Source organism: Lysobacter sp. Soil_C_59 (genome assembly GCF_057656415.1).
On the sequence record NZ_JBDGKK010000003.1, the window covers coordinates 24,105 to 49,189 of the forward strand.

The window sequence follows — 25,085 nt, forward strand, 5'->3', positions numbered from 1 at the left end:
CCGGAGGCCCTAACCTGCGCTGGCGCGTGCGTCAGCGCCGGAATCAGCATCCGGACTCTCGTTGCTCGCACTACGCCCCAGGTCGGCAATCTTGTAGCCGGCCGTCAGCATCGTATGCAGCAGCGGCCGGTCGGACTCCGAGTCGATGGCCCTGCGCACCTGGTAGATATGGCTGCGCAGGCTGTCGGACTCCGGCTCCTCGCCCATCCACACCGCGCGTACGATCTCTTCGCGGCTGACCACGCGCGGTGCATGGCGCATCAGGATGGTCAGGATGCGCAGCGCCGTCGGCGTCATGTGGACTTCCTGGCCACCGCGGCTCACCTGCATCGTCTCGACATCCAGTACCAGGTCGGCGACCTGGAGGACCGTGCCCGCGACCTCCCTGCGGCTGCGCTTGAGCAGTGCCGCCACGCGCGCCCGGAGTTCCTCGGCGGCGAAAGGCTTGGTCAGATAGTCGTCGGCGCCGGCATCCAGGCCGCTCAGCTTGTCCTCCAGCGCGTCGTGCGCGGTCAGCATCAGGATCGGCGGCGCCTTGCCCTGCTTCTCACCGATGCGCCGGCAGACGTCGATGCCGTCCAGGCGGGGCAGCGAACGATCGAGGATCACAAGGTCGTAGTTGACCTCCCCCAGCAGCCGCAGTGCTTCGACGCCGTCGCGGGCGAAATCCACCTCGTAGCCGCCGAGCTCCAGGCATTCGCCGATCAGCTCGGCAATGGCCGGATGATCCTCGACGACCAGGATCAGGCAACCTTCATTGATGCGCATCTCACTTCCCCCTGTGCAGTGCCCGCAATACGCGGATGGTTCATGTCATTGGCCGCATGTCCTTTGCGCCGGGTGGTGTTTCGGTCTAAGTCGTGCTCTCGTCGTGGAGCGGTAACGTCAGGTGCAATCGCTGGCCGGATGGCCCGTCGTCGCGGATGGCGAGATCGCCGCCATGGCCGCGTGCGATCGCTAGCGCGATCAGTGCGCGCAATCCCATGCCGTCACCCAGCGATGCCGGCCTTGGTTGGGCAAACAGTGTGTCGAGCGAGCCATCGTCGGCAAGCGCCGGACTCAGCGCACCTTCCAGATGAATCACGCCGCCGGCGCGATCGACCGAAACGGTGGCAATGGCGTCCCGGCGGCTGCCGTCAACCGCGGGCGACGACATCAGCCAGAACATCGTCGAGAACAGGCTGGCCAGCCGCGGGGCGTCGCCCTGCACGCGTGCATGTTCGGCCCCCTCGCCGTACTCGATCTGGATGCCGCCGCCACCGGCGACGCTGAGCGTGCCCTCGATGATCAGCATCAGGTCGACCGGGCCACGGATGTGCAGCAGGCGGCCCTGGTCGGCGCGCACCCAGTCGTTGACTTCGTCGATCATCGAAACCAGGCGCCGGATCTGCCGGTCGATCAGTTCGAAGAGGTCATCACGCTCGGCACCCTCGCTTGCGCCATGGCGAAGCAGGTACAGCGCGGACTGGATCGGCGACAAAGGCTCACGCAGGTCGTGGGCCCATTTGCCCATCCACGCCGGAGTCGAATTGCTCATCATGACTGCTCCGGTTGCGGTGGTCGTCCGCGTTGATGGCAGATGTCCTGGATGGCCGCGATTTCCGGCGGTTTGACCAGGTGATGGTCGAAGCCCGCCAAGCGGGTGCGTTCCCTGTCCTCCGGCTGACCCCAGCCGGTTACCGCGACGATTACCAGGTCGTCAGCGCCACCGTCACGGACCGAACGCGCAATGTCGTAGCCGCTGCGTTTCGGCATGCCCACGTCGAGGAACATCACCGCCGGGTTGAAACTGCGCAACTCGTCTTCCACCCGCAGCGGATCGTAGATGGCCCGGGCATCCTGTCCGAGCATTCGCAGCATCGCCGCCAGCGTGTCGGCGGAGTCACGGTTGTCGTCTACTACCAGCATCCGCCTCGGTGCCGCCGCAGGCTTCGCGGCTTCAACGGTTTGCGCGACTGGCGTTGCCGGGGGAGCGTCGTCGTTTGCGGTTGCCGGCAACCGCACGGTGAAGGTGCATCCCTGCCCGATGCCTCCGCTGGTGACTTCCACGTGGCCGTCATGCATCTCCGCCAGTCGCTGCACCAGGGTCAGCCCGATGCCTAGGCCTCCCTGGCTGCGCTCCACGGCCACGTCGACCTGGTGGAAGCTGTCGAACACCCGGTCGAGCTGGTCCGCTGCCAGGCCGATGCCGCGGTCGGACACCCAGACCCGGATCCCGTCGCCCTCGCGCTCCGCGCCCAACTCGATGCGACCTGCGGCATCGGAGTATTTGGCCGCGTTGTTGAGGAGGTTGGCGAAGACCTGCGACAGACGGGCCTGGTCGGCATCCAGGTAGATGGGTTCGGCGGGCAACAGCACATGGAAATCGTGCCCACCCTGGTCAATCCATGGACGGGCACTGTCGATCGCCACGGCGACCGCGTCCTGAAGGACCACGCGACTGCGCTTGAGCTGCAGCTTGCCGCGCGAGATCCGCGCAATATCGAAGAGATCGTCGATGAGCCGGACCAGCAGCGCGACCTGGCGTTCCATCAGACCCAGCAACGGATCGGATTCGCCCGGCGCGCCGAGCCGGCGCAACGCCAGCGCATTCTGCAGCGGTGCCAGCGGATTGCGCAGCTCATGCGCCAGCGTGGCAAGGAATTCGTTCTTGCGCTGGTCGGCTTCGCGAAGGCGCTCCTCGGCTTTCACCCGCTCGGCATTCTCGGCCAGCAACTGGTCGTTGCGCGCGGCCAGCGCCTCGTTGGCTTCGCGCAGCGACGCGTTGAGCTGCTCCAGCTCGCGGGCCTTCTCCAGCTGCAAGGTCTGGTTGGCCGCCGACAGGCTGGCATTGATCGCCTGCAGTTCGCGCCGTTTGCGGTACAGCTCGACCAGCACCGACACCTTGCTGCGCATGATCTCCGGGATGACCGGCACCATGATGTAGTCGACCGCGCCGAGCTTGTAGCCGCGCAGCCGGTCCAGGTCGCTGACGTTGACCGCCGTGACGAAGATGATCGGCGTGTTCTCGAAGCGCGGATGCTGGTGGATCAGGCTGGCCGTTTCGAAGCCGTCCATCCCCGGCATGTTCACGTCCAGCAGGATCACCGCGTACTCGTCCTGCATCAGCAGCTTGAGCGCGTCCAGGCCGGAGCGGGCGTCGACCAGGTCCTCCTCGAGCGGATCGAGGATCGCGTGATAGGTCATCAGCCGACCGGGCTGGTCGTCGACCAGCAGGATCTTGGCGCGCGACGGCTCGGTGACGTTCAGCGCTGAAGCCATTGCCGCAGCACTCCCAGCAACTGGTCGGTCACCACCGGTTTGGCGAGGTAGTCGGAGGCGCCGGCTTCCAGGCATTTCTCGCGGTCGCCCTTCATCGCCTTCGCGGTGAGGGCGATGATCGGAAGCGTGCGCCGGTCCGGCTGCGCGCGGATGGCGCGCATGGTGTCGTAGCCGTCCAGGCCCGGCATCATGATGTCCATCAGCACCAGGTCGAGCTCAGCGCCCTCGCCCACCCGGGCGATGGCTTCGCGTCCGTTGGAGGCGGTCGCCACGGACATGCCATGCCGCTCGAGCACGCTCGACAGGGCGAAGATGTTGCGGATGTCGTCATCGACGACCAGCACGTTCTTGCCGCGCAGGGCTTCGTCGGACTCGTGCAGGCTGCGGACCATGCGCTGCTTCGCCGGCGGCAGGTTGTCGATCACGCGATGCAGGAACAGCGCGGTCTCGTCGAGCAGCCGCTCGGGCGACTCCACGCCCTTGAGCACCACGCTCTTGGCCACGCGGCGCAGGCGATCGTCTTCCTCGGCGCTGAGGTCCTTGCCGGTGAAGACCACGATCGGCATCTGCCGCAGCCGCTCGTCGTTGTGGATGCGGTCGAGCAGGTCGAAGCCGCTCATGTCTGGCAGGCGCAGGTCCAGCACCGCGCAGTCGTACTGGCCATTGCCGAGCGCTTCCAGGGCGCCCTCGCCGGTACCGACCGTGTCGATGTCGACGTCGTCGTGGCGCAGCAGCTCGACGATGCTGAGCTGTTCGGCCGCATCGTCTTCGACCACGAGCAGCCGCTTGACCCGCGGCACCGTGTAGTCCTTGATCCGCTGCAGAGCGTCGGCGATGGATTCGGTCGAGGACGGCTTCGGCAGGTACGAGAACGCGCCACGCTCGATGCTGTGGTGGCGCCCTTCCTCGATGGTGACGATCTGCACCGGGATGTGGCGCGTCGACGGATCCTGCTTCAGGCGCGCAAGTACGGTCCAGCCGAGCATGTCTGGCAGGTAGATATCGAGGGTGATCGCGCTGGGGCGATACTCGCGCACCAGGCGCAAGGCATCGGCGCCGCGGCTGGCGACCAGCACCTGGAAGCCACGCGAACGCGCCAGGTCGCGCAGTACCGTTGCGTAGTGGGCATCGTCCTCGACCACCAGCAGCGTCGGGGTCTGCACGTTGAGTGCGTGGCGATCGTCGTCGATGGCTTCGGCGTCCGGAACGCTCGCCTCGTTCCATGCCGCCTCGGCCAGCTCCGCGCGCAGGTGACCGGGCTGGATGCCTGGCGAACTGTCACGGGCAGTGCCAGAGAGGCGCAACGGCAGGTACAGCGTGAACGTGCTGCCCTGCCCCTCGACGCTGTGCAGCCGCAACTCGCCGCCGAGAAGGCCGGCGATTTCACGGCTGATCGCCAGGCCAAGGCCAGTGCCGCCGTACTTGCGCGAGGTGCCTGCATCGGCCTGCTGGAAGGCTTCGAAGACGATGCGCTGCTTGTCCGGCGAGATACCGATGCCGGTGTCGCTGACTTCGATCGCGATCACCACCGGACTCGTGGACAACACGGGGTGTCCGTCGCTCCAGCCGCGCGTGGCGGCATTCGCACGCAACCAGACACTGCCCTGCTCGGTGAACTTGAAGGCATTCGACAGCAGGTTCTTGAGGATCTGCTGCAGGCGCTTGGGATCGGAACGAAGCTTCGGCCCCAGGTCCGGCGAGATCTCGATGCCGAACTCCAGGCCGCGCCGTTCCGCCTCGTGGCGGAATCCGCGCTCGAGGTTCTCCCGCAGGTGCAGGAAGCTGATGTCCTCGATGTCGATGGTGACCGTGCCCGATTCGATCTTCGACAGGTCGAGGATGTCGCTGATCAGGTGCAGCAGGTCGGTGCCGGCGGCGTGGATCGTCTTGCCGAACTCGACCTGGCGCGGGGTCAGGTTTTCGTCCGGGTTCTCTGCCAGCTGCTGGCCCAGGATCAGGATGCTGTTGAGCGGCGTGCGCAGTTCGTGCGACATGTTGGCGAGGAACTCGGACTTGTAGCGCGAGGTCTGCGCCAGCTCCGCGGCCTTTTCTTCCAGCGCACGACGCGCCTGTTCGATCTGCTGGTTCTTGTGCTCGACTTCGGATTTCTGCGCAGCCAGCAGCGAGGCCTTCAGCGCGATCTCCTCGTTGGTCTGCTGCAGCTCGTCCTGCTGCGACTGCAGTTCGCCGGCGAGCTGCTGCGACTGCGCCAGCAGGCGCTCGGTGCGCATCGTCGCCTCGATGGTGTTGAGCACGATGCCGATGCTGCCCGACAGCTGCTCGAGGAAGGCGCGCTGCGACGGCGTGAACTCGCCCAGTGTGGCCAGCTCGATGACCGCCTTGATCTGGTCCTCGAACGACACCGGCAGCACGATCACGCTGCGCGGCACGGCCTGCAGCAGGCCCGACTGGATCTGCACCACGTCGGTGCCGACGTTCTGGATCAGGATCAGGCGCGCCTGCTTGGCACACTGCCCGACCAGGCCTTCGCCGAACTCCAGCGTGCGCTTGCTGGCGGGCGTGGTGTCGGCGTAACCGGCGAGCTGGCGCAGGTGCGGCGTATCGCCCTCGACGCCTTCCTCGACGATGTACATGACGCCCTGCTGCGCATCGACCAGGCCCGCCAGTTCCGACAGCAGCATCTGGCCGAGCGTGATCAGGTCGCGCTGGCCCTGCATCATGCTGCTGAACTTGGCCAGGTTGGTCTTCAGCCAGTCCTGCTCGCGGTTGCTTTCTGTGGTGGCACGCAGCGTGCCGATCATCGCGTTGATGTTGTCCTTCAGGTCGGCGACTTCGCCGCGCACGTCGACCTGGATCGAACGGGTCAGGTCACCCTGCGTCACCGCGGTCGCCACCTCGGCAATCGCGCGCACCTGCGTGGTGAGGTTGGCCGCGAGCTGGTTGACGTTGGCGGTGAGGTCTTCCCAGATGCCGGCGGTACCGGGCACGTTCGCCTGTCCGCCCAGGCGCCCTTCCACGCCCACTTCGCGCGCCACCGTGGTCACCTGGTCGCCGAAGATCGCCAGGGTCTGGGTCATGCCGTTGATCGTTTCGGCCAGTTCGGCGATCTCGCCCTTGGCTTCCACCGTCAGCTTCTTGTCGAGGTCGCCCTTGGCCACCGCGGTCACCACCGCGGCGATGCCGCGCACCTGCGTGGTGAGGTTGGACGCCATCGAGTTGACGTTGTCGGTGAGGTCCTTCCAGGTGCCGGCCACGCCGGGCACGGTGGCCTGGCCACCGAGCTTGCCCTCGGTGCCCACTTCGCGCGCCACGCGCGTGACTTCCGCGGCGAAGCCGTTGAGCTGGTCCACCATCGTGTTGAGGGTGTCCTTGAGCTGCGCGATTTCGCCCTGCGCGTCCACCGCGATTTTGCGCGACAGGTCGCCGCGCGCCACCGACGTCGCCACTTCGGCGATGTTTCGCACCTGCGTGGTGAGGTTGGACGCCATCGAGTTGACGTTGTCGGTGAGCTCCTTCCACGTGCCTGCCACACCCGGCACCTGCGCCTGGCCACCGAGCTTGCCTTCGGTACCCACTTCGCGCGCCACGCGCGTTACTTCCGCGGCGAAACCGTTGAGCTGGTCCACCATCGTGTTGATGGTGTCCTTGAGCTCCAGGATCTCGCCCTTCACGTCCACGCCGATCTTGCGCGACAGGTCGCCCTTGGCCACCGCCGTGGTCACGTCGGCGATGTTGCGCACCTGCAGCGTCAGGTTGGATGCCATCTGGTTGACCGAGTCGGTCAGGTCCTTCCAGGTGCCGGCCACGCCGGGCACCTGCGCCTGGCCGCCGAGCTTTCCTTCGGTACCCACTTCGCGCGCCACGCGCGTCACTTCCGCGGCGAAGCCGTTGAGCTGGTCCACCATCGTGTTGATGGTGTCCTTGAGTTCGCGGATCTCGCCGCGAACGTCAACCGTAATTTTGCGAGAGAGGTCGCCGCGCGCCACGGCCGTGGTCACCTCGGCGATGTTGCGCACCTGCGAGGTCAGGTTGGAACCCATCGCGTTGACCGAGTCGGTCAGGTCCTTCCAGGTGCCGTCGACGCCGGGCACGAGCGCCTGGCCGCCGAGCTTGCCCTCGGTACCCACTTCACGCGCCACGCGCGTAACTTCCGCCGCGAAGCCATTGAGCTGGTCCACCATCGTGTTGATGGTGTTCTTCAGCTCGAGGATCTCGCCGCGAACGTCCACCGTGATCTTTCGGGACAAGTCGCCCTTGGCCACCGCCGTGGTCACGTCGGCGATGTTGCGCACCTGCAGCGTCAGGTTCGAGGCCATCGAGTTGACGTGGTCGGTCAGGTCCTTCCAGGTGCCCGCGACGTCCGGCACTTCGGCCTGGCCGCCGAGCTTGCCGTCGGTGCCGACCTCGCGCGCCACGCGCGTGACTTCCGCGGCGAAGCCATTGAGCTGGTCCACCATCGTGTTGATGGTGTCCTTGAGTTCGCGGATCTCGCCACGCACGTCCACCGTGATCTTTCGCGACAGGTCGCCGCGCGCCACCGCCGTGGTCACCTCGGCGATGTTGCGCACCTGCGAGGTCAGGTTGGAGGCCATTGCATTGACCGAGTCGGTCAGGTCCTTCCAGGTGCCGGCCACGCCCGGCACGATCGCCTGGCCGCCAAGCTTGCCCTCGGTACCGACCTCGCGCGCCACGCGCGTCACTTCGGCAGCGAAGCCATTGAGCTGGTCCACCATCGTGTTGATGGCTTCCTTCAACTGCAGGATCTCGCCGCGCACGTCCACGGTGATCTTGCGCGACAGATCGCCGTTAGCCACGGCGATGGTCACGTCGGCGATGTTGCGGACCTGCGCGGTCAGGTTGCTGGCCATCTGGTTGACCGAGTCGGTCAGGTCCTTCCAGACACCGGACACGCCCTTGACCTTGGCCTGTCCGCCGAGGCGGCCGGCGGTGCCCACTTCCAGGGCCACGCGCGTGACCTCGGAGCTGAACTCGCCCATCTGCTCGATCATGCGGTTGACGATGTTCGCCGAGCGCAGGAACTCGCCCTTCAACGGGCGGCCATCGGCTTCCAGCGGAACGGTGCGGGTGAGGTCACCCTTGGCGACACCGGCCATGGCCTCGGTCATGGTCTCGACCGGACGCACCAGATCGTCGATCAGATGGTTGACCGACAGCTCCATGCCCGCCCATTCGCCCTGGCGATTGGCCGGCGCGATGCGCTGCCGGGTCTGGCCTTCGCGTCCCACCGATTCGCCGACGCGGGACAACTCTGCCGCGAGGCGCCGGTTATGGCTGATGATGCCATTGAGGATGTGGGCCAATCGGCCCTCGGGCCCTTCCCAATGCAGTGGCAGGCGCACGGTGAAATCGCCCTCGAGAACGGCGTTCATGTTCTCGATCAGAAGTTCCATCGTGTCGCGAGCCGGACTGGGTGGCGCTTCTGCTTTTGCATGGGCAGTTCGCTTCGCGGCCACCGGCTTCTTCGCAGCCACCGGCACCCCAGTCTTCTTTCCAGCCTTACTCACAGACACCCCCCAATGCCTTACACCGTCGCGAACCCTAGCTGATTTGAGGTGACCCTGCATTCACGGCGCTTTGACTGCCCGTGTAGCAGATCGCCCAGGGCGCGGTCCCGCTACATGACTTGGGCCAGGGACGTGGCGAGGGGGAATCGCCACGTCCCGCCAGCATCATCCCGCCTCGGTTACGCGCCGCCGACTGCGCCATTTGGCCACGTACGGCAAAGCGAAAAGGTACAGACCGGTCACCAGCAGCAAGGCCAGCGGCAGCAACGGAATGTAGGAGATCCAGACGACCGGCTTCTCCTGCGCCAGAGCGATGAAGGTGACGATGACGGTAACCGTGAAGACGATGGCCACCCAGCGGTGGAACTGCCGAATCCAATTGTTCCAGTTCACGGGAATCTCCTTTTGAAGACGTGCGACATGGGTGCAGCGCGATCTCGACAACGTGATCGTGGCTGCATGGAGGCCGGGGCGCTTCTCGATTCCTGATGGATGGTCCTTGTGGATCCGTGCTCAGAGGTCTTCTTCGCCCGCCTCCCCGGCGACCGCCACTTCTGCCAGCGAATCCGCGCGGTACTCGAGAAGGTCGCCCGGCTGGCAATCGAGCGCTTCGCAGATTGCCTGCAGCGTCGTGAAGCGGATGCCACGCGCCTTGCCCGTTTTGAGGATCGACAGATTGGCCAGCGTGATGCCGACCTTGCCGGACAGTTCGGTCAAGGTCATGCGCCGGTCGTGCAGCACTTCGTCGAGTTTCACTTGGATGGCCATGTGTGATCTGCGCGCTTCAGATCAGCGTTTGCAGGTCGGCGCGCATGCGCGTTCCGACTTCGAAGACCTGCGCCAGCACGAACAGCAGCACCACCGCGACCCATCCGCTGGCCGAAAACTTCCATTCGATGTTGGAGCCGGCCGCATTCATGGTGCCGGCAAGTATTCCGAAAGTGAGCCTGAGCACTTCCATCCCGAGCATGCACCACGCAATGGTTTTCAGGCGCACGGCATTTTCGGGGACGAACGGGTCGTCGTGAACCGTAGCCACCACCGCCAGCAATCGCGTGAGCTGCACGTGGACCAGCCCGACCATCACCAGCGCCAGGACGAACCACGCACGCAGCGTCGGTATCAGCACCGCCGGATCGATTCGCGGTGGCTTCTTGCTGAAGAACTCGAAGAACGTGGGCTCGAAGATGAAGCTCGCCGGCATCGCGAGAACGAGGCCCACCCCCATCAGGATGTTGAGGACCCGCAGGATGGTCAGCAGGATTCGAGAGGCGCTTAGCGCCGGGGTATCGACTCGGGACATGGCGAGACCCTCTCTGTTCGATGTTGCCTGACGATATGCGCGTTATTGAATAACGGCAATATGCATATCGTCATACGATGCCTCGACCTGCCACCCGGGTACGCACCCGACGGGGTTGCGTCGCGCGCCTGATCGGGAATATGATTGAGTACGCACTCAGTAAAGTTGATCCCGATGGCCCGCCCCCGCAGCGAAGACAAACGAAACGCCCTGCTCGCCGCCGCGGTGCGGGTGTTCGCCGAGGACGGGATCAATGCGCCCACCGCCCGCATCGCCAAGGTCGCCGGCGTCGCCGAAGGGACGTTGTTCACCTACTTCAGCAACAAGGACGAACTGCTCAACCATCTCTACATGGAGATCAAGCGCGAGCTGCGCGAAGCGATGCTCTCCTCCTACCCGCGCGCCGCCGACATCAAGCAACGGGCGAGCCATGTGTGGCGCGAGTACGTCGACTGGGGCCTGGTCAACATCGACAAGCGCAAGGTCGTGGCGCAACTGGCGGTGTCCGATCGCATCACCGACGACACGCGCGCCGTCGCCTCGGCGGGTTTCGCCGAGTTCCAGTCGATGCTGCAGGAAAGCATGTCCAAAGGGTTGTTGCGTGAGCACCCGCCGGCGTATGTCGGCGCGATCCTGGTCGCGATCGCCGAAGCGACCATGGACTTCATGCTCAAGGAACCGGCTGCAGCCGACCAGTACCGCGCGGCGGGTTTCGAGACGTTCTGGCGGGCCGTCGCTTCTGACTGACCCCCTTTTTTGCCGCATTAATGAGTGCGTGAACACTCAGCAATCCCTCTCCCCCGCTCGCTGGATCCGCTCATGTCCATTCCCGCCGCCCCAATCCCCCGCCCTCAGGAGCGCCTGCCATGAAGGTCCTGATCTTTGGCGCCACCGGCATGGTCGGCCAAGGCGTGCTGCGCGAATGCCTGCTCGCCGATGACGTCAGCCATGTGCAAACCGTCGGACGCACTGCAACCGGACAGACGAATCCAAAGCTGCATGAACTGGTTCACCGCGATTTCCTCGACTACAGCGCTGTCGAAGACCAGCTCCAGGGATTCGATGCCTGCTTCTTCTGCCTGGGCGTCTCTTCGCTGGGCGTGAGCGAAGCCGACTACACGCACGTGACCTACGATTTCACCGTGGCGGCAGCGACCACGCTCGCCCGCCTCAATCCCGCGATGACCTTCGTTTACGTCACCGGTACGGGCACCGACAGCAGCGAGCGCGGTCGCGTCATGTGGGCGCGCGTGAAGGGACGCACCGAGAACGCCCTGCAACAGCTGCCGTTCAAGGCGGTCTTCCTGTTTCGCCCCGGCGTCATCCAGCCGCTGCATGGCGTGCAATCGAAAACCGGCTGGATCCAGCGCACCTACACCCTGACCAGTCCGCTGCTGTCGCTCGCACGCACGCTGTTCCCGCACACGATCCTGTCCACGCAGCGCATCGGCCAGGCAATGCTCGCCGTCGCCAGCGACGGGGGCGACAAGGCGGTGCTGGAAACTCGCGACATCGAAGAAGCCGCACGGCGCAAGGAGGCAATGCAATGAACACCAGGAAACCCGACTCGCATCTGGAACTCACGCTCGCCACCACGACGGCGGAAGAAGGCGAGCTGTTGCGCGCACTGCTCCGCGTCGACCTTGGCGCTAGGATCCAGATCGACCTGCAACGGCGGAGCGTGCGCATCGAAGGCCGCTTCTGGGGAGACGACGTCATCAGCGCCATCGAGGCGACGGGATGCCACGTCGATGCAGTGAACGAGAGGCCGCGAACGGTCGTGCTGGCGACGACCGCGCCTGCCCGCGTGCCGCAACGGCCGCGCCCGGTTGCCCCGTGACGGCGTAGCGATCCGCGGCCCCATCCGCAGTTTGTAACGAACTGTGTCTGCCCGCCCCGCGGCGACACAAACTTGCATTACCAGCGATACCTGACACATCCGGCGAACAGGTCACGGGAACAATTGCGTCCATCGGATTGCACCCGCCTCCTGCGTTCCCCGCGTTGCCAGCAAGCCGATGTTCCCCACATCCCCCGCTATCAGGTATCGCCATGACCACCCCGCTCGACAAAGTCATCTACACCGGCAAGACCCACACCACCGGCGGCCGCGACGGTTCGTCGCAGAGCTCCGATGGACGCCTCGACGTCAAGTTGTCCGGGCCAGGCTCTTCAGGCCCGGGCACCAATCCCGAGCAGCTGTTGGCGGCCGGCTGGTCGGCCTGTTTCCTCAGCGCCATCGGCATCGCGGCCGCCAGCAGGAAGATCAAGCTTCCGGCAGACTCCGCCGTCGACACCGAAGTCGACCTGGGCCAGAACGCCGACGGCTATGGCCTGCAGGCCCGACTCAACGTCAGCCTGCCGGGCATCGATGCCGCCACCGCGCGTGAGCTGGTCGATACCGCGCACCAGACCTGCCCGTACTCGAAGGCCACGCGCGGCAACATCGGCGTGACCATCAACCTGGTCTGAGCCACGCAGCCGAGCCCCGCCATTCGCGGCGGGCCGGCAACCAGCAGAACCAGACAGTCGGCCGGGAAACCGGTCGACTGCCTGCTCGCGCGTTGGCACCTGTCCCAGGCCAGTGATCGCGCCCGCGGCGCACCGGATCGTGTCCACGCCGCCTCTTTGTAAGCAAACGTAGGTTTCCCGTGCTGCGCGCGGCTTGCATACAAATCGGCTCCGCGCCGACACCCACGGGATACACCCCGGCGTTGCAATGGCATCCCAACCTCATCCGACGGTCCCGACATGTTCCGCAATGCCCTCGCCCTCGCGCTTCTCTCCGCCGCCGCACTGTCGCCGGAACTGGCTCACGCCAGTCACGCCACTGTCCAGGCCGCACCCACCGTGGTGCTCGTCCACGGTGCCTTCGCCGATGCCTCCAGCTGGAGCAAGGTCGTGCCGGTGCTCGAGTCCTGGGGCACCAAGGTCGTCACCGTGCAGTTGCCGCTCACCTCGCTGGCCGATGACGCCGAAGCCACGCGTCGCGCCATTGCCGCCGCGCCGGGCAAGGTCGTCCTGGTCGGCCATTCCTGGGGCGGCACCGTCATTACCGAGGCCGGCGACGACGACAAGGTCAGCAGCCTGGTCTACGTCGCAGCGTTCGCGCCCGATGTAGGCGAAGCGACCGGCCAGCAGGGCAAGGCCTACCCCACTCCTCCTGGCTTGTCCGGCCTGCAGGAACGCAACGGCCTGCTGTGGTTGTCGCAGGACGCGGCGCGCATGGATTTCGCCCAGGACCTGAGCGCAACCGGTGCCCGACGCGTATTCGACACACAGCTGCCGATCCGCGCCAGTGCGTTTGAAGAACCGCTGCAGCACGCGGCCTGGAAAGCCAAGCCGAGCTGGTACGTGGTCACGCGCCAGGACCGGATGATCGCGCCGCAACTGCAGACCGCGACCGCCCGTCGCATCGATGCGCAGATCGTGTCGCTGGCGACCAGCCACGTGCCGATGCTGTCGCGTCCGAACGACGTGGCCTACGCGATCCTGGAGGCGGCCGGCGTCAAGCACAAAGACCCCGAGCCGCACGAGGGAGGCTGAGCCATGACCGCGCACGCCATCGCGCCGATGGTCGAGTACGCGCTCGCCGGAGCAGCAGGCATCGCGACGATCCTCTCGCCCTGCATCCTGCCGGTGCTGCCGATCGTGCTGGCCACCAGCAGCGGTCGCAGCCGGTTCGAACCGGCACTGATCATCGCCGGCTTCGTGAGCATGTTCGCGGCCAGCGGAATCCTGATCGGAACGCTGTCCTCGTCCTCGGGTGAGTTGCAGCAGGCGATCCGCACCGGCTCGATCTGGATCCTGCTCGTCGCCGGCCTCGCCTGCCTGTGGCCGGCCCCGTTCAACTGGCTGGTCGCACGCGTGCAGCAGTGGCGCTCGGCGCGGGCCGGTGCTTCGCCGCCGCGTCCGCAACGCACGGGCACTATTGCCGCGCTCCTCGTCGGTGCCTCGCTCGGCCTGGCCTGGACGCCGTGCGCGGGGCCGATCCTGGCCTCGGTGCTGTCGCTGGCGGCCAGCTCGCAGGCACCGGGCAAGGCCACGTCGCTGCTCGCCGTGTACGCCGTCGGCGCCGGTCTGCCGATGCTCGCCATCGCCTATGGCGGCAAATGGATTACCTCGCGTCTTTCCTTCCTCAACCGTCGTGCCGATCTGTTCCGTCGCGTGTTCGGCGCCATCGCGATTGCCGTCGCGGTGCTCCAGCTCTTCCAGTACGACGTCCTGTTCTCCGCCTGGGCCACGCAGTGGCTCCCTTCTGTCTCAACAGGTCTATAACCATGAACATGATCAAGCCCATCCTCACCGCCCTTTGCATGAGCGTGCTTGCCGTAGCCTGCACGCCGGGTGCCAGCGCCGCCGACCCGGTGCCGGGCACCAGCATCTCCCCCGCACCGCTGGCACCGGAGTTCCAGGGCATCAACCATTGGATCAACAGCGCCCCGCTGACGATGTCGCAGTTGCGCGGCAAGGTGGTCCTGGTCGATTTCTGGACCTACTCGTGCATCAACTGCGTGCACGTCATCCCGCATGTGAAAGAGTTGCACCAGCGCTACAAGGACCAGGGTCTGGTTGTCGTCGGAGTGCATACGCCCGAGTACGGCTTCGAGAAGATCCGCGGCAATGTCGAGGACGCAGTGAAGCGCTTCGGCATCGAGTACCCGGTGGCGCAGGACAACGGCTACGACACCTGGGAGGCGTATAACAACCGCTATTGGCCGGCGCTCTACCTGATCGACCGGGAAGGCCACGTGGTGTATCACCACTTCGGTGAAGGCAACTACGCCGAAACCGAAGCCAAGGTACGCAGCCTGCTGCAGGCAAAATAAGCAGATCGCAACGGTGCCGCGTCGCCATCGCGGCCGGCACCCGCGCACCCGGATCCAGATGTCCCGATCAAACTTTGGCAAGGACCTGATTCATGGACCACGTTGACCACATCCTGGTCGTCGACGACGACCACGACATCCGTGAGATGGTTGCCGACTACCTGCGCAAGAACGGCTTCCGCACCTCGCTCGCCGCCGATGGCCGCGAGATGCGCGCCATCCTCGACACCAACGCCGTCGACCTGATCGTGCTGGACCTGATGATGCCCGGCGACGATGGCCTGGTGCTGAGCCGCAACCTGCGCGCCAGCAAGCACAAGGCCATCCCGGTGATCATGCTGACCGCGCGCGACGACGCCACCGACCGCATCATCGGCCTGGAAATGGGCGCCGACGACTACGTCACCAAACCATTTTCGCCGCGAGAGCTGCTGGCCCGCATCAATGCGGTCATTCGCCGCACCCGGATGCTGCCACCCAACCTGCAGGTCACCGAGGCCAGCCGCCTGCTCGAGTTCGGGCAGTGGCGCCTGGACACCACCGCGCGTCACCTGCTTGACCAGCAGGGCACCGCCGTCGCCCTCAGTGGCGCGGAGTTCCGGCTGCTGCGCGTGTTCCTCGACCATCCACAGCGCGTGCTCAGCCGCGACCAGTTGCTGAGCTTGACCCAGGGCCGCGAGGCCGAGCTGTTCGACCGCTCGATCGACCTGCTGGTCAGCCGGCTGCGCCAGCGCCTGAAGGACGATCCGCGCGAGCCTTCCTACATCAAGACGGTGCGCAGCGAGGGGTATGTGTTCAGCCTGCCGGTCACGCTGCTGGACGAGGGTGCATGAACGACCCTCGCCCTTCGATGTGGTCGCGCCTGTTGCCGCGGACGATGGCATCGCGGCTGTACCTGATCCTGTTCACCGGGCTGCTGGTCGCGCACGGGTTGTCGTTCGGGATGCTGTTCCTCGAGCGCTACGAATCGGCGACGTCGATGATGATGGGAAACCTCGAGAAGGACGTGTCGACATCGATCGCGATGCTCGACCGCCTGCCCGCGGCGGAACGCCCGGCCTGGGTTCCGAAGTTCGAACGCAGGACCTACCGCTACATCCTCGGCCCCGGCCAGCCCGGCGACGAGCTCAAGACCGAGCGCGCGCGTGAGCTGACGAGCCTGATCGGTGGCGTGCTCGGCCCGCGCTATCCAGTGCGCGGCAACACGACGTCGCTGAAGCCCGAACAAGTCCAGGTCCACGTGCAACTGAGCGACGGCGCACCGGTGACCATCGAACTCACGCCTTCGGTGATGCCGATCGCGCAGTGGCTGCCGTACGTGCTCGCCGCCCAGCTGATCCTGTTACTGGCCTGCGCCTGGCTGGCGGTTCGCCAGATCACCCGCCCGCTGGCGCAACTGGCCGACGCCGCCGATTCGTTGAGCCCGACCGGAGGCAGCCCGCCCCTGCCCGAAGGCGGACCGGCGGAAGTGGCCAAGGCCGTCTCGGCATTCAACTCGATGCAGGACCGGATCGCGCTGCACCTCAAGGAACGGCTGCAGATCCTCGCGGCCATTTCCCATGACCTGCAAACACCCATCACGCGCATGAAGCTGCGCCTGGAGACCATGGACGAATTGCCGGCGAGCGGAAAGCTGCTGGCCGACCTGGACGAGATGCAGCACCTGGTCCGCGACGGCGTCGCCTATGCCCGCAGTGCCCATGGCGGCATCGAGCCGGCGATCAAGGTCGATCTGGACGCCTTCCTCGACAGCCTGGTCTGGGACTACCAGGACACCGGCAAGCCGGTGAGCCTGATCACGCATGCGGGAGTGCCGGTGACCACCAGGCCGCGTGCATTGCGGCGAGTAGTCGGCAACCTGATCGACAACGCTGTGAAATATGCAGGTGCCGCAGAAGTTGCCGCATCGGTGGAAGCCGACGGCGCGGTGTCGATAGCCGTGATGGATCGCGGCCCCGGCATCGCCGAGACGGAACTGGCTTCGGTGCTGGAGCCTTTCTACCGCGTGGAAGCCTCGCGTAACCGCGACACGGGCGGCGCCGGCCTGGGCCTGGCCATCGCCCAGCAGCTGGCCATCGCCATCGGCGCGCGACTGCAGTTGCGAGGGCGCGATGGCGGTGGACTCGTCGCCACGATCACGCTGCCGCAGGGGTGAGCTCGTTGCCGGTGACGGCACGCACCTTCACCCGCAATGAATGCCTGCGGGCTCACCGTTGCCGTGTTCTGGCGAAGCAGGAAGGTGCGGGATATGAGGCAGGCCAGCATCACGTCCACCGTCGCGGTTGCCGCGTGCCTCGCCGCCGCCCCCCTGCCCTCGCACGCGCAGCAGGACGGCGAATGGAAATGGATGATCGCGCCCTACCTGTGGGCGGCGAACGTCAGCACGGACCTGGCCACGCCGTTTCCGGTAAGCGAGGGCGGGTCGAGGTTCCCCGACCTGATCGACGACATCGACGGTGCATTCCAGGCGCACGTTGAAGGCCAGAACGACCGCTTCGGCGTGTTCGCCGACTTCACCTACATCGGCCTTGGCGACAACAAGGACTTCGAGCGTCTAAACACCGATTCGCAACTTGACGCCTACCTGTTCGAGGCGGCCGCGGTATGGAGCCCGGGCGAAGACTGGCTCAAAGGCATCGAACTGTTCGGTGGTCTGCGCTACATCGACGTTGATCTGCGCGTCAATTTCGATCCGCACGACCCGCGCCTGGGCTCGCTGGAACTCAACCCCAACGATTCCTACAGCGACCTGATGCTCGGCGCCCGCTACACCTGGGCCTTCGCCGAACGCTGGCGAGTGACCCTGCGCGGCGACGGCTCGTTCGGCGACACCGACGGCACCTGGAATGCCAGCATCGTCGGCCAGTACCAGGTGAGTTACGGCCAGTGGCTGTTCGGGTACCGGTACCTGTCGGTCGAGGTCGAGGACCGGCGCCGCAAGATCGACCTCACCATGAACGGCCCGATGGTTGGCTTCGGTTTCGTGTTCTGACGCTGCATCAGCGGTCGCGGCCAGGACGAGCCTTCGGCGTCGCCCTGGCCGGATGGCAGGTCCTCAGGCCGGCAATCGCGGCCTGGCCGCCCACACTTCGGGCCCGGCCTTGCAGTAGCGGTCGATGAACTCCTGCTGCGATGGCATGCGCGCGACTGCTTCGTCGATGGGCTTGCGGATGGCGGGCAACAGCTTGCGCATGTCGTCGTCGGACAGTCCGCCCGACAGCGGGTGATGCTGCTCGGGCACGATGCCCTGCCCCAGCATGACGTGCGTCCACGAATCCACCCGGAACAACTCGTTCGCACCCTGCCAGGCGTGGGCACGCTCGCGCCACGCGCGCATGCGGATCTTCAGCGAATCGGGCACGTCCATCTCACGGCACTGCTTCCACATCGCTTCATCGCGCTGGTTGGCGTGGTAGTGCAGGATGATGAAGTCGCGCACGTGCTCCATCTCGGCGCGGCCGGTGGCGTTGTAGACATCCACCAGCGACTGCGGAATGCCGTCGAGCGGGAACGACTCGATCAGCCGCACGATCGACGTCATCGACAGGTGCAGGCTGGTCGACTCGAGTGGCTCGATCAAGCCGCTGGCCAGGCCGAGCGACACCACGTTCTTGTTCCAGGCCTTCAGTCGCCGGCCGGTACGGAACTGCACCGGCCACGGCTCGCGGATCACCGGCGCTGCCGCGTCGCGCAGCAGCTTGTCGCGCGCCTCGTCGTCGGACATGTGGCGACTGGAGTACACCAGTCCGCAACCGACCCGGTGCTGCAACGCGATGTGCCAGCGCCAGCCGGCCTCGTGCGCGATCGCTCGCGTGTACGGCACCGGCGGGCCGACCGATTCGGTCTGCAGCGCGACGGCGCGGTCGCAGGGCAACCAGTTGTTCCAGTCTTCGTAACCGGTCTTGAGGGTCTGCTCGATCAGCAGGCCGCGGAAACCGGTGCAGTCGATGAACAGATCGCCTTCGATCACCTGCCCGTCTTCCAGCACGAGCGATTCGACGTAGCCCGATTCACCGTTCTGCCGGACTTCGCGGATCTTGCCTTCCACCCGCTTCAGCCCGTAGCTCTCGGCCTTGCCGCGCAGGAAACGCGCATACAGGCCGGCGTCGAGGTGGTAGGAATAGTTGACCTGCGGCGACTCCAGCAGGGCGAACTTGTCAACGCGCGACGCCACCGTCTCCAGGCAGTAATCGCCCAGTTCCGACTGCATGCCGCGGCGCATGCTGTCTAGCCAGAAGTGATGGAAGCCGCAGACCAGCGTGCCCTGCCCGGTGATGCCGAACGGGTGGATGTAGCGATCGCCGTGGCGGCGCCAGTTCTCGAACGAGATCGACAGCTTGAAAGTGCCCGCAACCGAGCGCAGGAACTCCTGCTCGTCGATCTGCAGGAAACGGTGGAAGTTGCGGATCGGCGGCACCGTCGATTCGCCGACGCCGACCGTGCCGATCTGCTCGGACTCGATCAGGACCACTTCCAGCAACTCGCGGAACTGGTGCGTCAGCGCGGTCGCGGCGAGCCAGCCAGCGGTACCGCCGCCGGCGATCACGACCTTTCGAATCCTGCCCTTCTCCATCCTTCCTGCTCCCCTGCGTTCTGTGGTTGCCGGCGGACCGGCTCAACGATTGAGTTTTGCGATCAACATCGCCCGAAGCTGCCGCGCCAGCGCTTCATCGACGCTGCCCAGCACCTGGCGTGCCGCTTCAGGCAGATGTTCGCCGGCGTGGTCGGCCGGCCCGAAGACGTAATAGTCGAAGATCTCGCGCCATGCGTCCTTCTCACGCTGCGGCCGGTCGCGAATGGTCCACAGCGCGTGATACAGCGCGTGCATGGGCGTTGGAACATACGCCGGAACGCTGCTCCACCAGTAGTTCACCAGCACGTTGAATGGCTCCAGTCCCTGCACGTGGTGCCACCACAGGCTCGGAATGAAGATTGCGTCGCCCGGCTCGAGCACCGCGCTCTGCGCGGCCGCAAGCGCGTCGCGGAAACGCGGATAGCGCTCGAAATCCGGGGCGGCGAAGTCGACCACGCTGACCGCCTGGCCACCGGGCGTGGGTTCCAGCGGACCCGGATACAGGTTTTCGATCTGCCCCGGCGGAAACAGCGTGAAACGGCGACGACCCACCGCGCAGCAGGCGATGTTGTTGAGGGCGTCGTAGTGGCACGAGGCGGTAACGCGATTGCCGATCCAGATGCTCGGCGGCGCCTCGATACCCTGCACCGCCAGGTCCAGGTCGTTGTCGGCGCGCATGCCGGGCAGTCGGCTGTCGACCAGCAGCGAGGCGACGTAATAGGTCGGCGGCTTCGCATCGCCGGCATGGACGGCGATCTCGTCGAGCACCTGCCCCAGGTCGCTGCGCCGCACTTCGCAGTTCAAGTCGGTGAAGTCGGCGTTGTAGAACGGCCTGCCGGCCACTTCCGGCCCGCCCCAGGAGTAGGTCACCGGCTGGCCGTTGTAATACCCGCGCAGGTAGTCCATGGCTTCTTGCGTCGAGCGCGATGCCGCCTGCACCAGCCCCCAATCGCGCACCAGGCCGCGAAGCACGGCCGGTTGCCCTGAGGCGAGCAGCTCCTCGACAGGAGGTGACGCGGACCCGGCGCAGTCAATTACGCGAATCTGGGCGGCCACGTCGGCGGCCGCGCCCATCACTGCGCCTCCGCCGCCAGGCGCAGGCGACGCTGCTTCTCGGCCATCAGCCGGCGCAGGTTGTGCATGGACGACTGCACCAGGAATGCGCCTTCCAGGTAGCCGGCGAGATGCAACCGGTGCAGCGACTGTGCGTCCAGCGCCGCCAGGCGCTCGCGATCGATGCCGTGCAGGCCGGCCAGGCTGACGCGATGCTCCTCGTCGAGTTGCAGGTTCAGCTTCAGCGGCTGGATCAGCCCCAGCGCATCGAAGGCGGCGAACATCGCCTTGCCCGCATCCACGCCGTCGCGGATGCCGCGAAGCACGGTGGACACATGCTCGAGATAAGGGCTGTTGCCGCCCTGAGCCAGGAACACCGGTTCGCCCTCGGCCTGGCTGATGCGCGGATGCTGCATGTCGACGTGGATGACCGCCTCATTGCGCAGCTCGCCGTCGATGCGCTGCTCCTGGAAGCCGATCAGGAATGGCCCCTTGGCGACGACGCCCGGCAGGTAGGCCGCATTCCAGCGTCCCTCGTGCAGGAACAGGTTCTCGTTGCGCTCGAAACCGAGCAGCGCCACTGCCTGCCACGCGTCGCCTTCAGGGTCCTTGCGGAAGAAGATCGGGTACTCGCGCTGGAGCTCCGCGAACTCCGTCGGGAAGGCCGCCACGACCCCGATATCGTCGCCGAATTCGCGACCGAAGCGGGTGATGACCCGCAGGTCCTTGTGCTTGATGTTGTTGAGCAGTTCGTATTGGGGCATGGCCGGGACGAGGACGGGTTCGCATGATGTTATGCGCTTGCCGGGCGAAGAAGGAAAGCCCCCCGGACGCCCGCGGATCGCATTGCGGTTGCAGCACAAAAAAAACGGGCAGGACAGCTGCTCTCGCAGCGGCCCTGCCCTGGTTCAATACCCTGGGAGGGTCCTCAGAACTTGTAGCGCACCCCCAGCATGTAGCGGGCGCTCTGGTCGACCAGCTTGATGATCTGCTTGTCGGAACGGCCGTGCCAGCGCACGTCCTCACCGGTCAGGTTGATCGCTTCAAGGCTCATGGACCAGTGATCGTTGAAGTCGTAGCCAACGTTCACGTCCCACTGGTCGTACTCCTCGACGTAGTAGGGATTGCGGTTGGAACCGTTCTGGTTCGCCGCGATCAGGTACTCGTCACGCCAGTTCCAGGCCAGGCGCACCGACCAGCCGTACTTCTCGTACATCAGCATCACGTTGGCCGTGTCGCTGAGGCCGAGCAGCGCGAACTGGTCACGCTCGATCACCGTGTTGTCGAAGGCGACGTCGCCCTGCACAAGGGTGTAGTTGGCGAAGATGCCGAAGCCGGACTCACCGAAGAAGTACTGGCCACCCATTTCCCAACCGTGCAGGTTGGCGTCGTTCTGGTTGACCGGACGGTTGACGTCGAACTCGTACAGCGGATCGTCGGCCTCGCCCACCAGGTCGTAGGTGTTCTCCATCTGCAGCGACTGCGCCGAGCTGCCGTTGTAGGCCGCCAGTCCGCCGGTCTCGGGATTGCGCAGCATCGCCACGGCCGCGAACAGCGCCGTGTCGTTCGCCGAGCAGGCCTGGGACACGTCGTTGCCGGCGGCGCCCACCTGCGCGGCGCACGAGGCGCTCGTCAGGAAGGCCAGTGCAGCCTGCGCATCCGGTCCGGACGTCGGGTCGGTCAAGCCATACAGCGGCTCACGCACCACCGAGGTGCCGATGAAGTTCTTCACGTCCTTGTTCCAGAACGTCACCGAGATGAAGCTGGCATCGGCGAAGTACCACTCCACCGCAAGGTCGAGGTTGTCAGATTCCAGCGGGTCGAGTGCCGGGTTCTGGGCGTCGCCGTTGGCGCGGGTGGACGGGTTGATCAGGATCGAACCGGTCGGCTGGTTCGGCGTCGGGCCGGCGTAGAGATTGCCGTACGGCGCGCGCGCGATGGTCTTGCTGAACGATGCGCGGGTCTTGATCTCGTCGGTCAGGTCAAGCGAGAAGTCCAGGTTCGGCAGGACGAAGTCGTAGCTGTGCGTCTCGCTGAAGGGCACCTGGTCGTCGCCGCGCAGGATGCGGAAGTCGTTGTTGGCCTGCCACTGGATGGCGCTGGGCAGGGCCACCTGCGAGGTCGAGGTCAGGTACGTCTTCTCGTAGCGCACGCCGATGCGGGTGTGGGTCGGGAAGCCGCCCAGAGTGCCTTCCAGGTCGACCTGGCCGTACACCGCATCGGTGTCTTCCTTCACCCGGTTGTCTGCGGCCAACTGCGGGTTGTAGCGGGTGGCTGCACCGTAGAAGTCGCCAGCCCACAGGGCACCGGCCGTGGCGTTGCCCTGCCATGCGCCGTGTGCCGCGCCAGGAGCGCTGAAGTCGTCGAACATGCCGACGATGTCGATCGGGCGGATCAGCTCCTGCAGGCCCGGCTCGTTGCCGGTGTTGGCCACGCCCCAGTCGCCCAGGGTCGAGTAGGCCTCGGTGGCCTGCTTGCGCGTCATCGTCGTTTCCGACGAGTCGACACCGAACTGGAAGCGACCGTCGTCGAACACGTATTCGCCGTCGATGCGTCCCTGCTTGATCTCGGTTTCCTGGCGCTGGTAGTTGATGCGCAGGACCTGCGAACCGATCTGTTCCGGCGGGAAGTCCGGGTTCAGCGTGCCACCGGTACCGGCAATGGCCGCTGCCGAGTTCGGGTACCACGTGCGTGCGCCGATCGGCAGGCCGCTGTTGAAGAACAGCTCCTGCGCCCAGTTGCCGCCGCAGTACGGACCGACGGTGCAGTTGTTGGTGCCGGCGATGCTGAAGAAGGTCGAGCCACCACCGGTCACCGGATCATTCGGTCGGCTCTCGGACGTCGTGTTATGGGCGTCGAACGTCAGGCGGAAGCGATCGGTGACGTCCCAGGCGGCATTCAAGCCCAGCGAGTCGAGCTTGTACTCCTGTTCCTGGCGCTGCTGCTCGTAACCGAAGTCCTTGGTGCCGACGATGTCGCGGATGTAGATGGGCGTTGCCACCGACTGGCCGGTGTCGAACGTGAGATCGGTGAAGCTGTTGGCACGCTGCAGCCAGATGGTCTGCTCGCCGCGGTTTTCGGTGATCTCGTTGGTCGAGTAGGTGTAGTCGAGGGTGAAGGTCAACGAATCGGACGGGGCGAACTGCAGCACCGCCTGTCCGTTGATGCGCTCGCGCTCGAAGTCGGCGAATGCATAGCGCAGATCGTTCGGCATGCCGTACAGCTGGCCGATCGCCGGTGCATTGGTCACCACCGCGTCAGGACGCAGGGACGGGTCGGTGCCGGTCCAGCGCTGCATGTTCCAGGCGTTCTCGGTGGCCTGCACCGAACCACCATGGCGCTTCTGGTAGCTGGCCGAAAGGCCGACGCCCCAGGTCTTGTCGTCGTTGCTGTAGCTGAAGATGCCGGACACTTCCGGCGTCAGGTCGGTGTCGAACGGCTGCGATTCGTCATACACCGCCTTGGCGCCGGCAGTGGCGACAAGACCCTGGTGGTTGAACGGACGATCGGTTTCGATGTCGATGGTGGCGCCGATGCCGCCGCTGGGAACGCTTGCCTGGCCGGTCTTGTAGACCTGCAGGGTGGTGATCGCTTCCGACGCCAGCTGCGCGAAGTTGAACGCGCGCGTGCCGCCGTCGACGCCGCCGATCGGCACCTGGCCGGGTGCGCCAAAGGCGTCCGCGCCGGGAATCGTGCGGCCGTTGAGGGTGACCATGTTGAACTGCGGGCCGAAGCCGCGTGCGGTGATCTGCGCACCTTCGCCGTCGCGTCGTTCGATCGAGATGCCGGTGATGCGCTGCAACGATTCGGCAAGGTTGGTGTCAGGGAACTTGCCCAGGTCCTCGGCGCTGATCGCATCGACGATGCCGTCGGCGTTGCGCCTGATTTCCATCGACTGGTTGAGGCTGTTGCGCATGCCGGTGACCGTGACCGTGTCCAGCGTCGTGGCCTGCTCCGACGACGACTGAGCGGTCGTGGCCTGCGCCGCCGTCGTCTGTGCAGTCGTGGTCTGCGCCGTAGCCGGCGTGGCGGCCGCCGCGGCGGCATCCTGCGCGTAGGCAGGGTTGATTACCAGCACGCCACCGACGAAGGTGAACATCGCGGTGGACTTGAAGCTCTTCTTGAACCGCTTGGTCATCTGGCTCATTGCGAAGTCCTCCCATTACAAGGGGCACTGCCCATTGCCGCCTTCAAGGCACGACGCCCAGCTGTCGCCTGCACCAAGGACGCCCACAGAACGTGGCACCGAAACCGACTCATATGGTCCTACCCCCTCAACTTCGATCGATGGATGTGTTGCCCTGGAAGGGCGCCTGCAGGCCCGTGCCTGCTACTCCGGAACGAGCGTCAATCGACACCCGTGCAGCAACGCTGTTGGCTTGGCTTTGTCTAGTTTCGGTTCCAGTCCGCGTGGGTCGGTGGCGTTTCGGTGGACCTCCAGGTACCCGCCGCGGCGGGCAGAAGTGATAGCGCTATCATCTGGGCCGAGACTAAACATTAAGTTTCCATACATGTCACCGTGCAGTGCAGCAAAATTTGGCTAGGAATTCGCCACACTCGGAACAGCGGGCGCCCGCCCG

21 protein-coding genes are annotated in these 25,085 nt (G+C 65.7%); 10 read left to right on the forward strand and 11 right to left on the reverse strand.

Features of this window, described 5'->3' with window-relative positions; genetic code table 11:
• Positions 1–9 precede the first annotated feature (9 nt).
• From AC3A3Q_RS06855 to AC3A3Q_RS06885, 7 genes are all read right to left on the reverse strand, one after another.
• Entirely contained in the window at positions 10–768 is a 759-nt protein-coding gene (locus AC3A3Q_RS06855; protein ID WP_487585545.1) for a response regulator transcription factor, read from the reverse strand.
• A gap of 85 nt (positions 769–853) precedes the next feature.
• A complete protein-coding gene (locus AC3A3Q_RS06860) occupies positions 854–1,537 on the reverse strand; it encodes a sensor histidine kinase (RefSeq protein ID WP_487585546.1) in 684 nt (227 codons plus the stop codon).
• Positions 1,537–3,261 carry a response regulator gene (locus AC3A3Q_RS06865; RefSeq protein ID WP_487585547.1) on the reverse strand — a complete coding sequence of 575 codons (1,725 nt, stop codon included), beginning with the start codon at positions 3,259–3,261 and terminating at the stop codon, positions 1,537–1,539. Before AC3A3Q_RS06865 ends, AC3A3Q_RS06860 begins: the two co-directional genes overlap by 1 nt.
• Complete coding sequence (locus AC3A3Q_RS06870; protein WP_487585548.1) at positions 3,246–8,612, reverse strand: HAMP domain-containing protein; 5,367 nt, start codon at positions 8,610–8,612, stop codon at positions 3,246–3,248. Before AC3A3Q_RS06870 ends, AC3A3Q_RS06865 begins: the two co-directional genes overlap by 16 nt.
• A 300-nt stretch (positions 8,613–8,912) precedes the next feature.
• Positions 8,913–9,140, reverse strand: a complete 228-nt coding sequence (locus tag AC3A3Q_RS06875) for a hypothetical protein (protein WP_487585549.1) — start codon at positions 9,138–9,140, stop codon at positions 8,913–8,915.
• Positions 9,141–9,260: 120 nt separating this feature from the next.
• On the reverse strand, positions 9,261–9,515 hold the full coding sequence (locus AC3A3Q_RS06880; RefSeq protein WP_487585550.1) for a helix-turn-helix domain-containing protein: 255 nt from the start codon (positions 9,513–9,515) through the stop codon (positions 9,261–9,263).
• A gap of 16 nt (positions 9,516–9,531) precedes the next feature.
• Positions 9,532–10,050 carry a hypothetical protein gene (locus AC3A3Q_RS06885; RefSeq protein ID WP_487585551.1) on the reverse strand — a complete coding sequence of 173 codons (519 nt, stop codon included), beginning with the start codon at positions 10,048–10,050 and terminating at the stop codon, positions 9,532–9,534.
• Positions 10,051–10,224: 174 nt separating this feature from the next.
• On the opposite strand from AC3A3Q_RS06885, the gene AC3A3Q_RS06890 reads away from it, so the two are divergent.
• The 10 genes from AC3A3Q_RS06890 (at position 10,225) to AC3A3Q_RS06935 (ending at position 17,871) form a co-directional block, all read left to right on the forward strand.
• Positions 10,225–10,797, forward strand: coding sequence for a TetR/AcrR family transcriptional regulator (locus AC3A3Q_RS06890; RefSeq protein ID WP_487585552.1), 573 nt, complete (start codon positions 10,225–10,227; stop codon positions 10,795–10,797).
• Between the two features lie 119 nt (positions 10,798–10,916).
• The gene (locus AC3A3Q_RS06895) at positions 10,917–11,600 is read left to right on the forward strand and encodes an NAD-dependent epimerase/dehydratase family protein (protein WP_487585553.1); all 684 of its coding nucleotides are present in this window, start codon (positions 10,917–10,919) and stop codon (positions 11,598–11,600) included.
• Positions 11,597–11,890: a hypothetical protein gene (locus AC3A3Q_RS06900; RefSeq protein WP_487585554.1), complete on the forward strand. Its 294-nt coding sequence runs from the start codon at positions 11,597–11,599 to the stop codon at positions 11,888–11,890. Before AC3A3Q_RS06895 ends, AC3A3Q_RS06900 begins: the two co-directional genes overlap by 4 nt.
• A 212-nt stretch (positions 11,891–12,102) precedes the next feature.
• Positions 12,103–12,522, forward strand: a complete 420-nt coding sequence (locus AC3A3Q_RS06905; RefSeq protein WP_487585555.1) for an organic hydroperoxide resistance protein — start codon at positions 12,103–12,105, stop codon at positions 12,520–12,522.
• Positions 12,523–12,801: 279 nt separating this feature from the next.
• Positions 12,802–13,596 carry an alpha/beta fold hydrolase gene (locus AC3A3Q_RS06910; RefSeq protein WP_487585556.1) on the forward strand — a complete coding sequence of 265 codons (795 nt, stop codon included), beginning with the start codon at positions 12,802–12,804 and terminating at the stop codon, positions 13,594–13,596.
• Positions 13,597–13,599: 3 nt separating this feature from the next.
• Positions 13,600–14,328, forward strand: a complete 729-nt coding sequence (locus AC3A3Q_RS06915) for a cytochrome c biogenesis CcdA family protein (RefSeq protein WP_487585557.1) — start codon at positions 13,600–13,602, stop codon at positions 14,326–14,328.
• Positions 14,329–14,336: 8 nt separating this feature from the next.
• Positions 14,337–14,879 (forward strand): thioredoxin family protein, encoded by a 543-nt coding sequence (locus tag AC3A3Q_RS06920; protein ID WP_487585558.1) that lies wholly within the window; start codon positions 14,337–14,339, stop codon positions 14,877–14,879.
• A gap of 92 nt (positions 14,880–14,971) precedes the next feature.
• A complete protein-coding gene (locus tag AC3A3Q_RS06925) occupies positions 14,972–15,712 on the forward strand; it encodes a response regulator (RefSeq protein ID WP_487585559.1) in 741 nt (246 codons plus the stop codon).
• A complete protein-coding gene (locus tag AC3A3Q_RS06930; protein WP_487585560.1) occupies positions 15,709–17,034 on the forward strand; it encodes a HAMP domain-containing sensor histidine kinase in 1,326 nt (441 codons plus the stop codon). Before AC3A3Q_RS06925 ends, AC3A3Q_RS06930 begins: the two co-directional genes overlap by 4 nt.
• A 93-nt stretch (positions 17,035–17,127) precedes the next feature.
• Positions 17,128–17,871, forward strand: coding sequence for a hypothetical protein (locus AC3A3Q_RS06935; RefSeq protein ID WP_487585561.1), 744 nt, complete (start codon positions 17,128–17,130; stop codon positions 17,869–17,871).
• 63 nt (positions 17,872–17,934) lie between these two features.
• Here AC3A3Q_RS06935 and AC3A3Q_RS06940 read toward each other — a convergent pair whose 3' ends face one another.
• The 4 genes from AC3A3Q_RS06940 to AC3A3Q_RS06955 all read right to left on the reverse strand — a co-directional run bounded on the left by AC3A3Q_RS06940 (position 17,935) and on the right by AC3A3Q_RS06955 (position 24,643).
• On the reverse strand, positions 17,935–19,452 hold the full coding sequence (locus AC3A3Q_RS06940; RefSeq protein ID WP_487585562.1) for a tryptophan halogenase family protein: 1,518 nt from the start codon (positions 19,450–19,452) through the stop codon (positions 17,935–17,937).
• 42 nt (positions 19,453–19,494) lie between these two features.
• Positions 19,495–20,526, reverse strand: a complete 1,032-nt coding sequence (locus AC3A3Q_RS06945) for a cupin-like domain-containing protein (protein ID WP_487585563.1) — start codon at positions 20,524–20,526, stop codon at positions 19,495–19,497.
• A complete protein-coding gene (locus AC3A3Q_RS06950; RefSeq protein ID WP_487585564.1) occupies positions 20,526–21,269 on the reverse strand; it encodes a SapC family protein in 744 nt (247 codons plus the stop codon). Before AC3A3Q_RS06950 ends, AC3A3Q_RS06945 begins: the two co-directional genes overlap by 1 nt.
• 164 nt (positions 21,270–21,433) lie before the next feature.
• Positions 21,434–24,643: a TonB-dependent receptor gene (locus tag AC3A3Q_RS06955; RefSeq protein ID WP_487585966.1), complete on the reverse strand. Its 3,210-nt coding sequence runs from the start codon at positions 24,641–24,643 to the stop codon at positions 21,434–21,436.
• Positions 24,644–25,085 lie beyond the last annotated feature (442 nt).

Coding starts and splice junctions, on each gene's coding strand:
- AC3A3Q_RS06855 (WP_487585545.1), bottom strand. CDS start 768: ATGCGCATCAATGAAGGTTGCCTGATCCTGGTCGTCGAGGATCATCCG.
- AC3A3Q_RS06860 (WP_487585546.1), bottom strand. CDS start 1,537: ATGAGCAATTCGACTCCGGCGTGGATGGGCAAATGGGCCCACGACCTG.
- AC3A3Q_RS06865 (WP_487585547.1), bottom strand. CDS start 3,261: ATGGCTTCAGCGCTGAACGTCACCGAGCCGTCGCGCGCCAAGATCCTG.
- AC3A3Q_RS06870 (WP_487585548.1), bottom strand. CDS start 8,612: ATGAACGCCGTTCTCGAGGGCGATTTCACCGTGCGCCTGCCACTGCAT.
- AC3A3Q_RS06880 (WP_487585550.1), bottom strand. CDS start 9,515: ATGGCCATCCAAGTGAAACTCGACGAAGTGCTGCACGACCGGCGCATG.
- AC3A3Q_RS06885 (WP_487585551.1), bottom strand. CDS start 10,050: ATGTCCCGAGTCGATACCCCGGCGCTAAGCGCCTCTCGAATCCTGCTG.
- AC3A3Q_RS06890 (WP_487585552.1), top strand. CDS start 10,225: ATGGCCCGCCCCCGCAGCGAAGACAAACGAAACGCCCTGCTCGCCGCC.
- AC3A3Q_RS06895 (WP_487585553.1), top strand. CDS start 10,917: ATGAAGGTCCTGATCTTTGGCGCCACCGGCATGGTCGGCCAAGGCGTG.
- AC3A3Q_RS06900 (WP_487585554.1), top strand. CDS start 11,597: ATGAACACCAGGAAACCCGACTCGCATCTGGAACTCACGCTCGCCACC.
- AC3A3Q_RS06905 (WP_487585555.1), top strand. CDS start 12,103: ATGACCACCCCGCTCGACAAAGTCATCTACACCGGCAAGACCCACACC.
- AC3A3Q_RS06910 (WP_487585556.1), top strand. CDS start 12,802: ATGTTCCGCAATGCCCTCGCCCTCGCGCTTCTCTCCGCCGCCGCACTG.
- AC3A3Q_RS06915 (WP_487585557.1), top strand. CDS start 13,600: ATGACCGCGCACGCCATCGCGCCGATGGTCGAGTACGCGCTCGCCGGA.
- AC3A3Q_RS06920 (WP_487585558.1), top strand. CDS start 14,337: ATGATCAAGCCCATCCTCACCGCCCTTTGCATGAGCGTGCTTGCCGTA.
- AC3A3Q_RS06925 (WP_487585559.1), top strand. CDS start 14,972: ATGGACCACGTTGACCACATCCTGGTCGTCGACGACGACCACGACATC.
- AC3A3Q_RS06930 (WP_487585560.1), top strand. CDS start 15,709: ATGAACGACCCTCGCCCTTCGATGTGGTCGCGCCTGTTGCCGCGGACG.
- AC3A3Q_RS06935 (WP_487585561.1), top strand. CDS start 17,128: ATGAGGCAGGCCAGCATCACGTCCACCGTCGCGGTTGCCGCGTGCCTC.
- AC3A3Q_RS06940 (WP_487585562.1), bottom strand. CDS start 19,452: ATGGAGAAGGGCAGGATTCGAAAGGTCGTGATCGCCGGCGGCGGTACC.
- AC3A3Q_RS06945 (WP_487585563.1), bottom strand. CDS start 20,526: ATGGGCGCGGCCGCCGACGTGGCCGCCCAGATTCGCGTAATTGACTGC.
- AC3A3Q_RS06950 (WP_487585564.1), bottom strand. CDS start 21,269: ATGCCCCAATACGAACTGCTCAACAACATCAAGCACAAGGACCTGCGG.
- AC3A3Q_RS06955 (WP_487585966.1), bottom strand. CDS start 24,643: ATGACCAAGCGGTTCAAGAAGAGCTTCAAGTCCACCGCGATGTTCACC.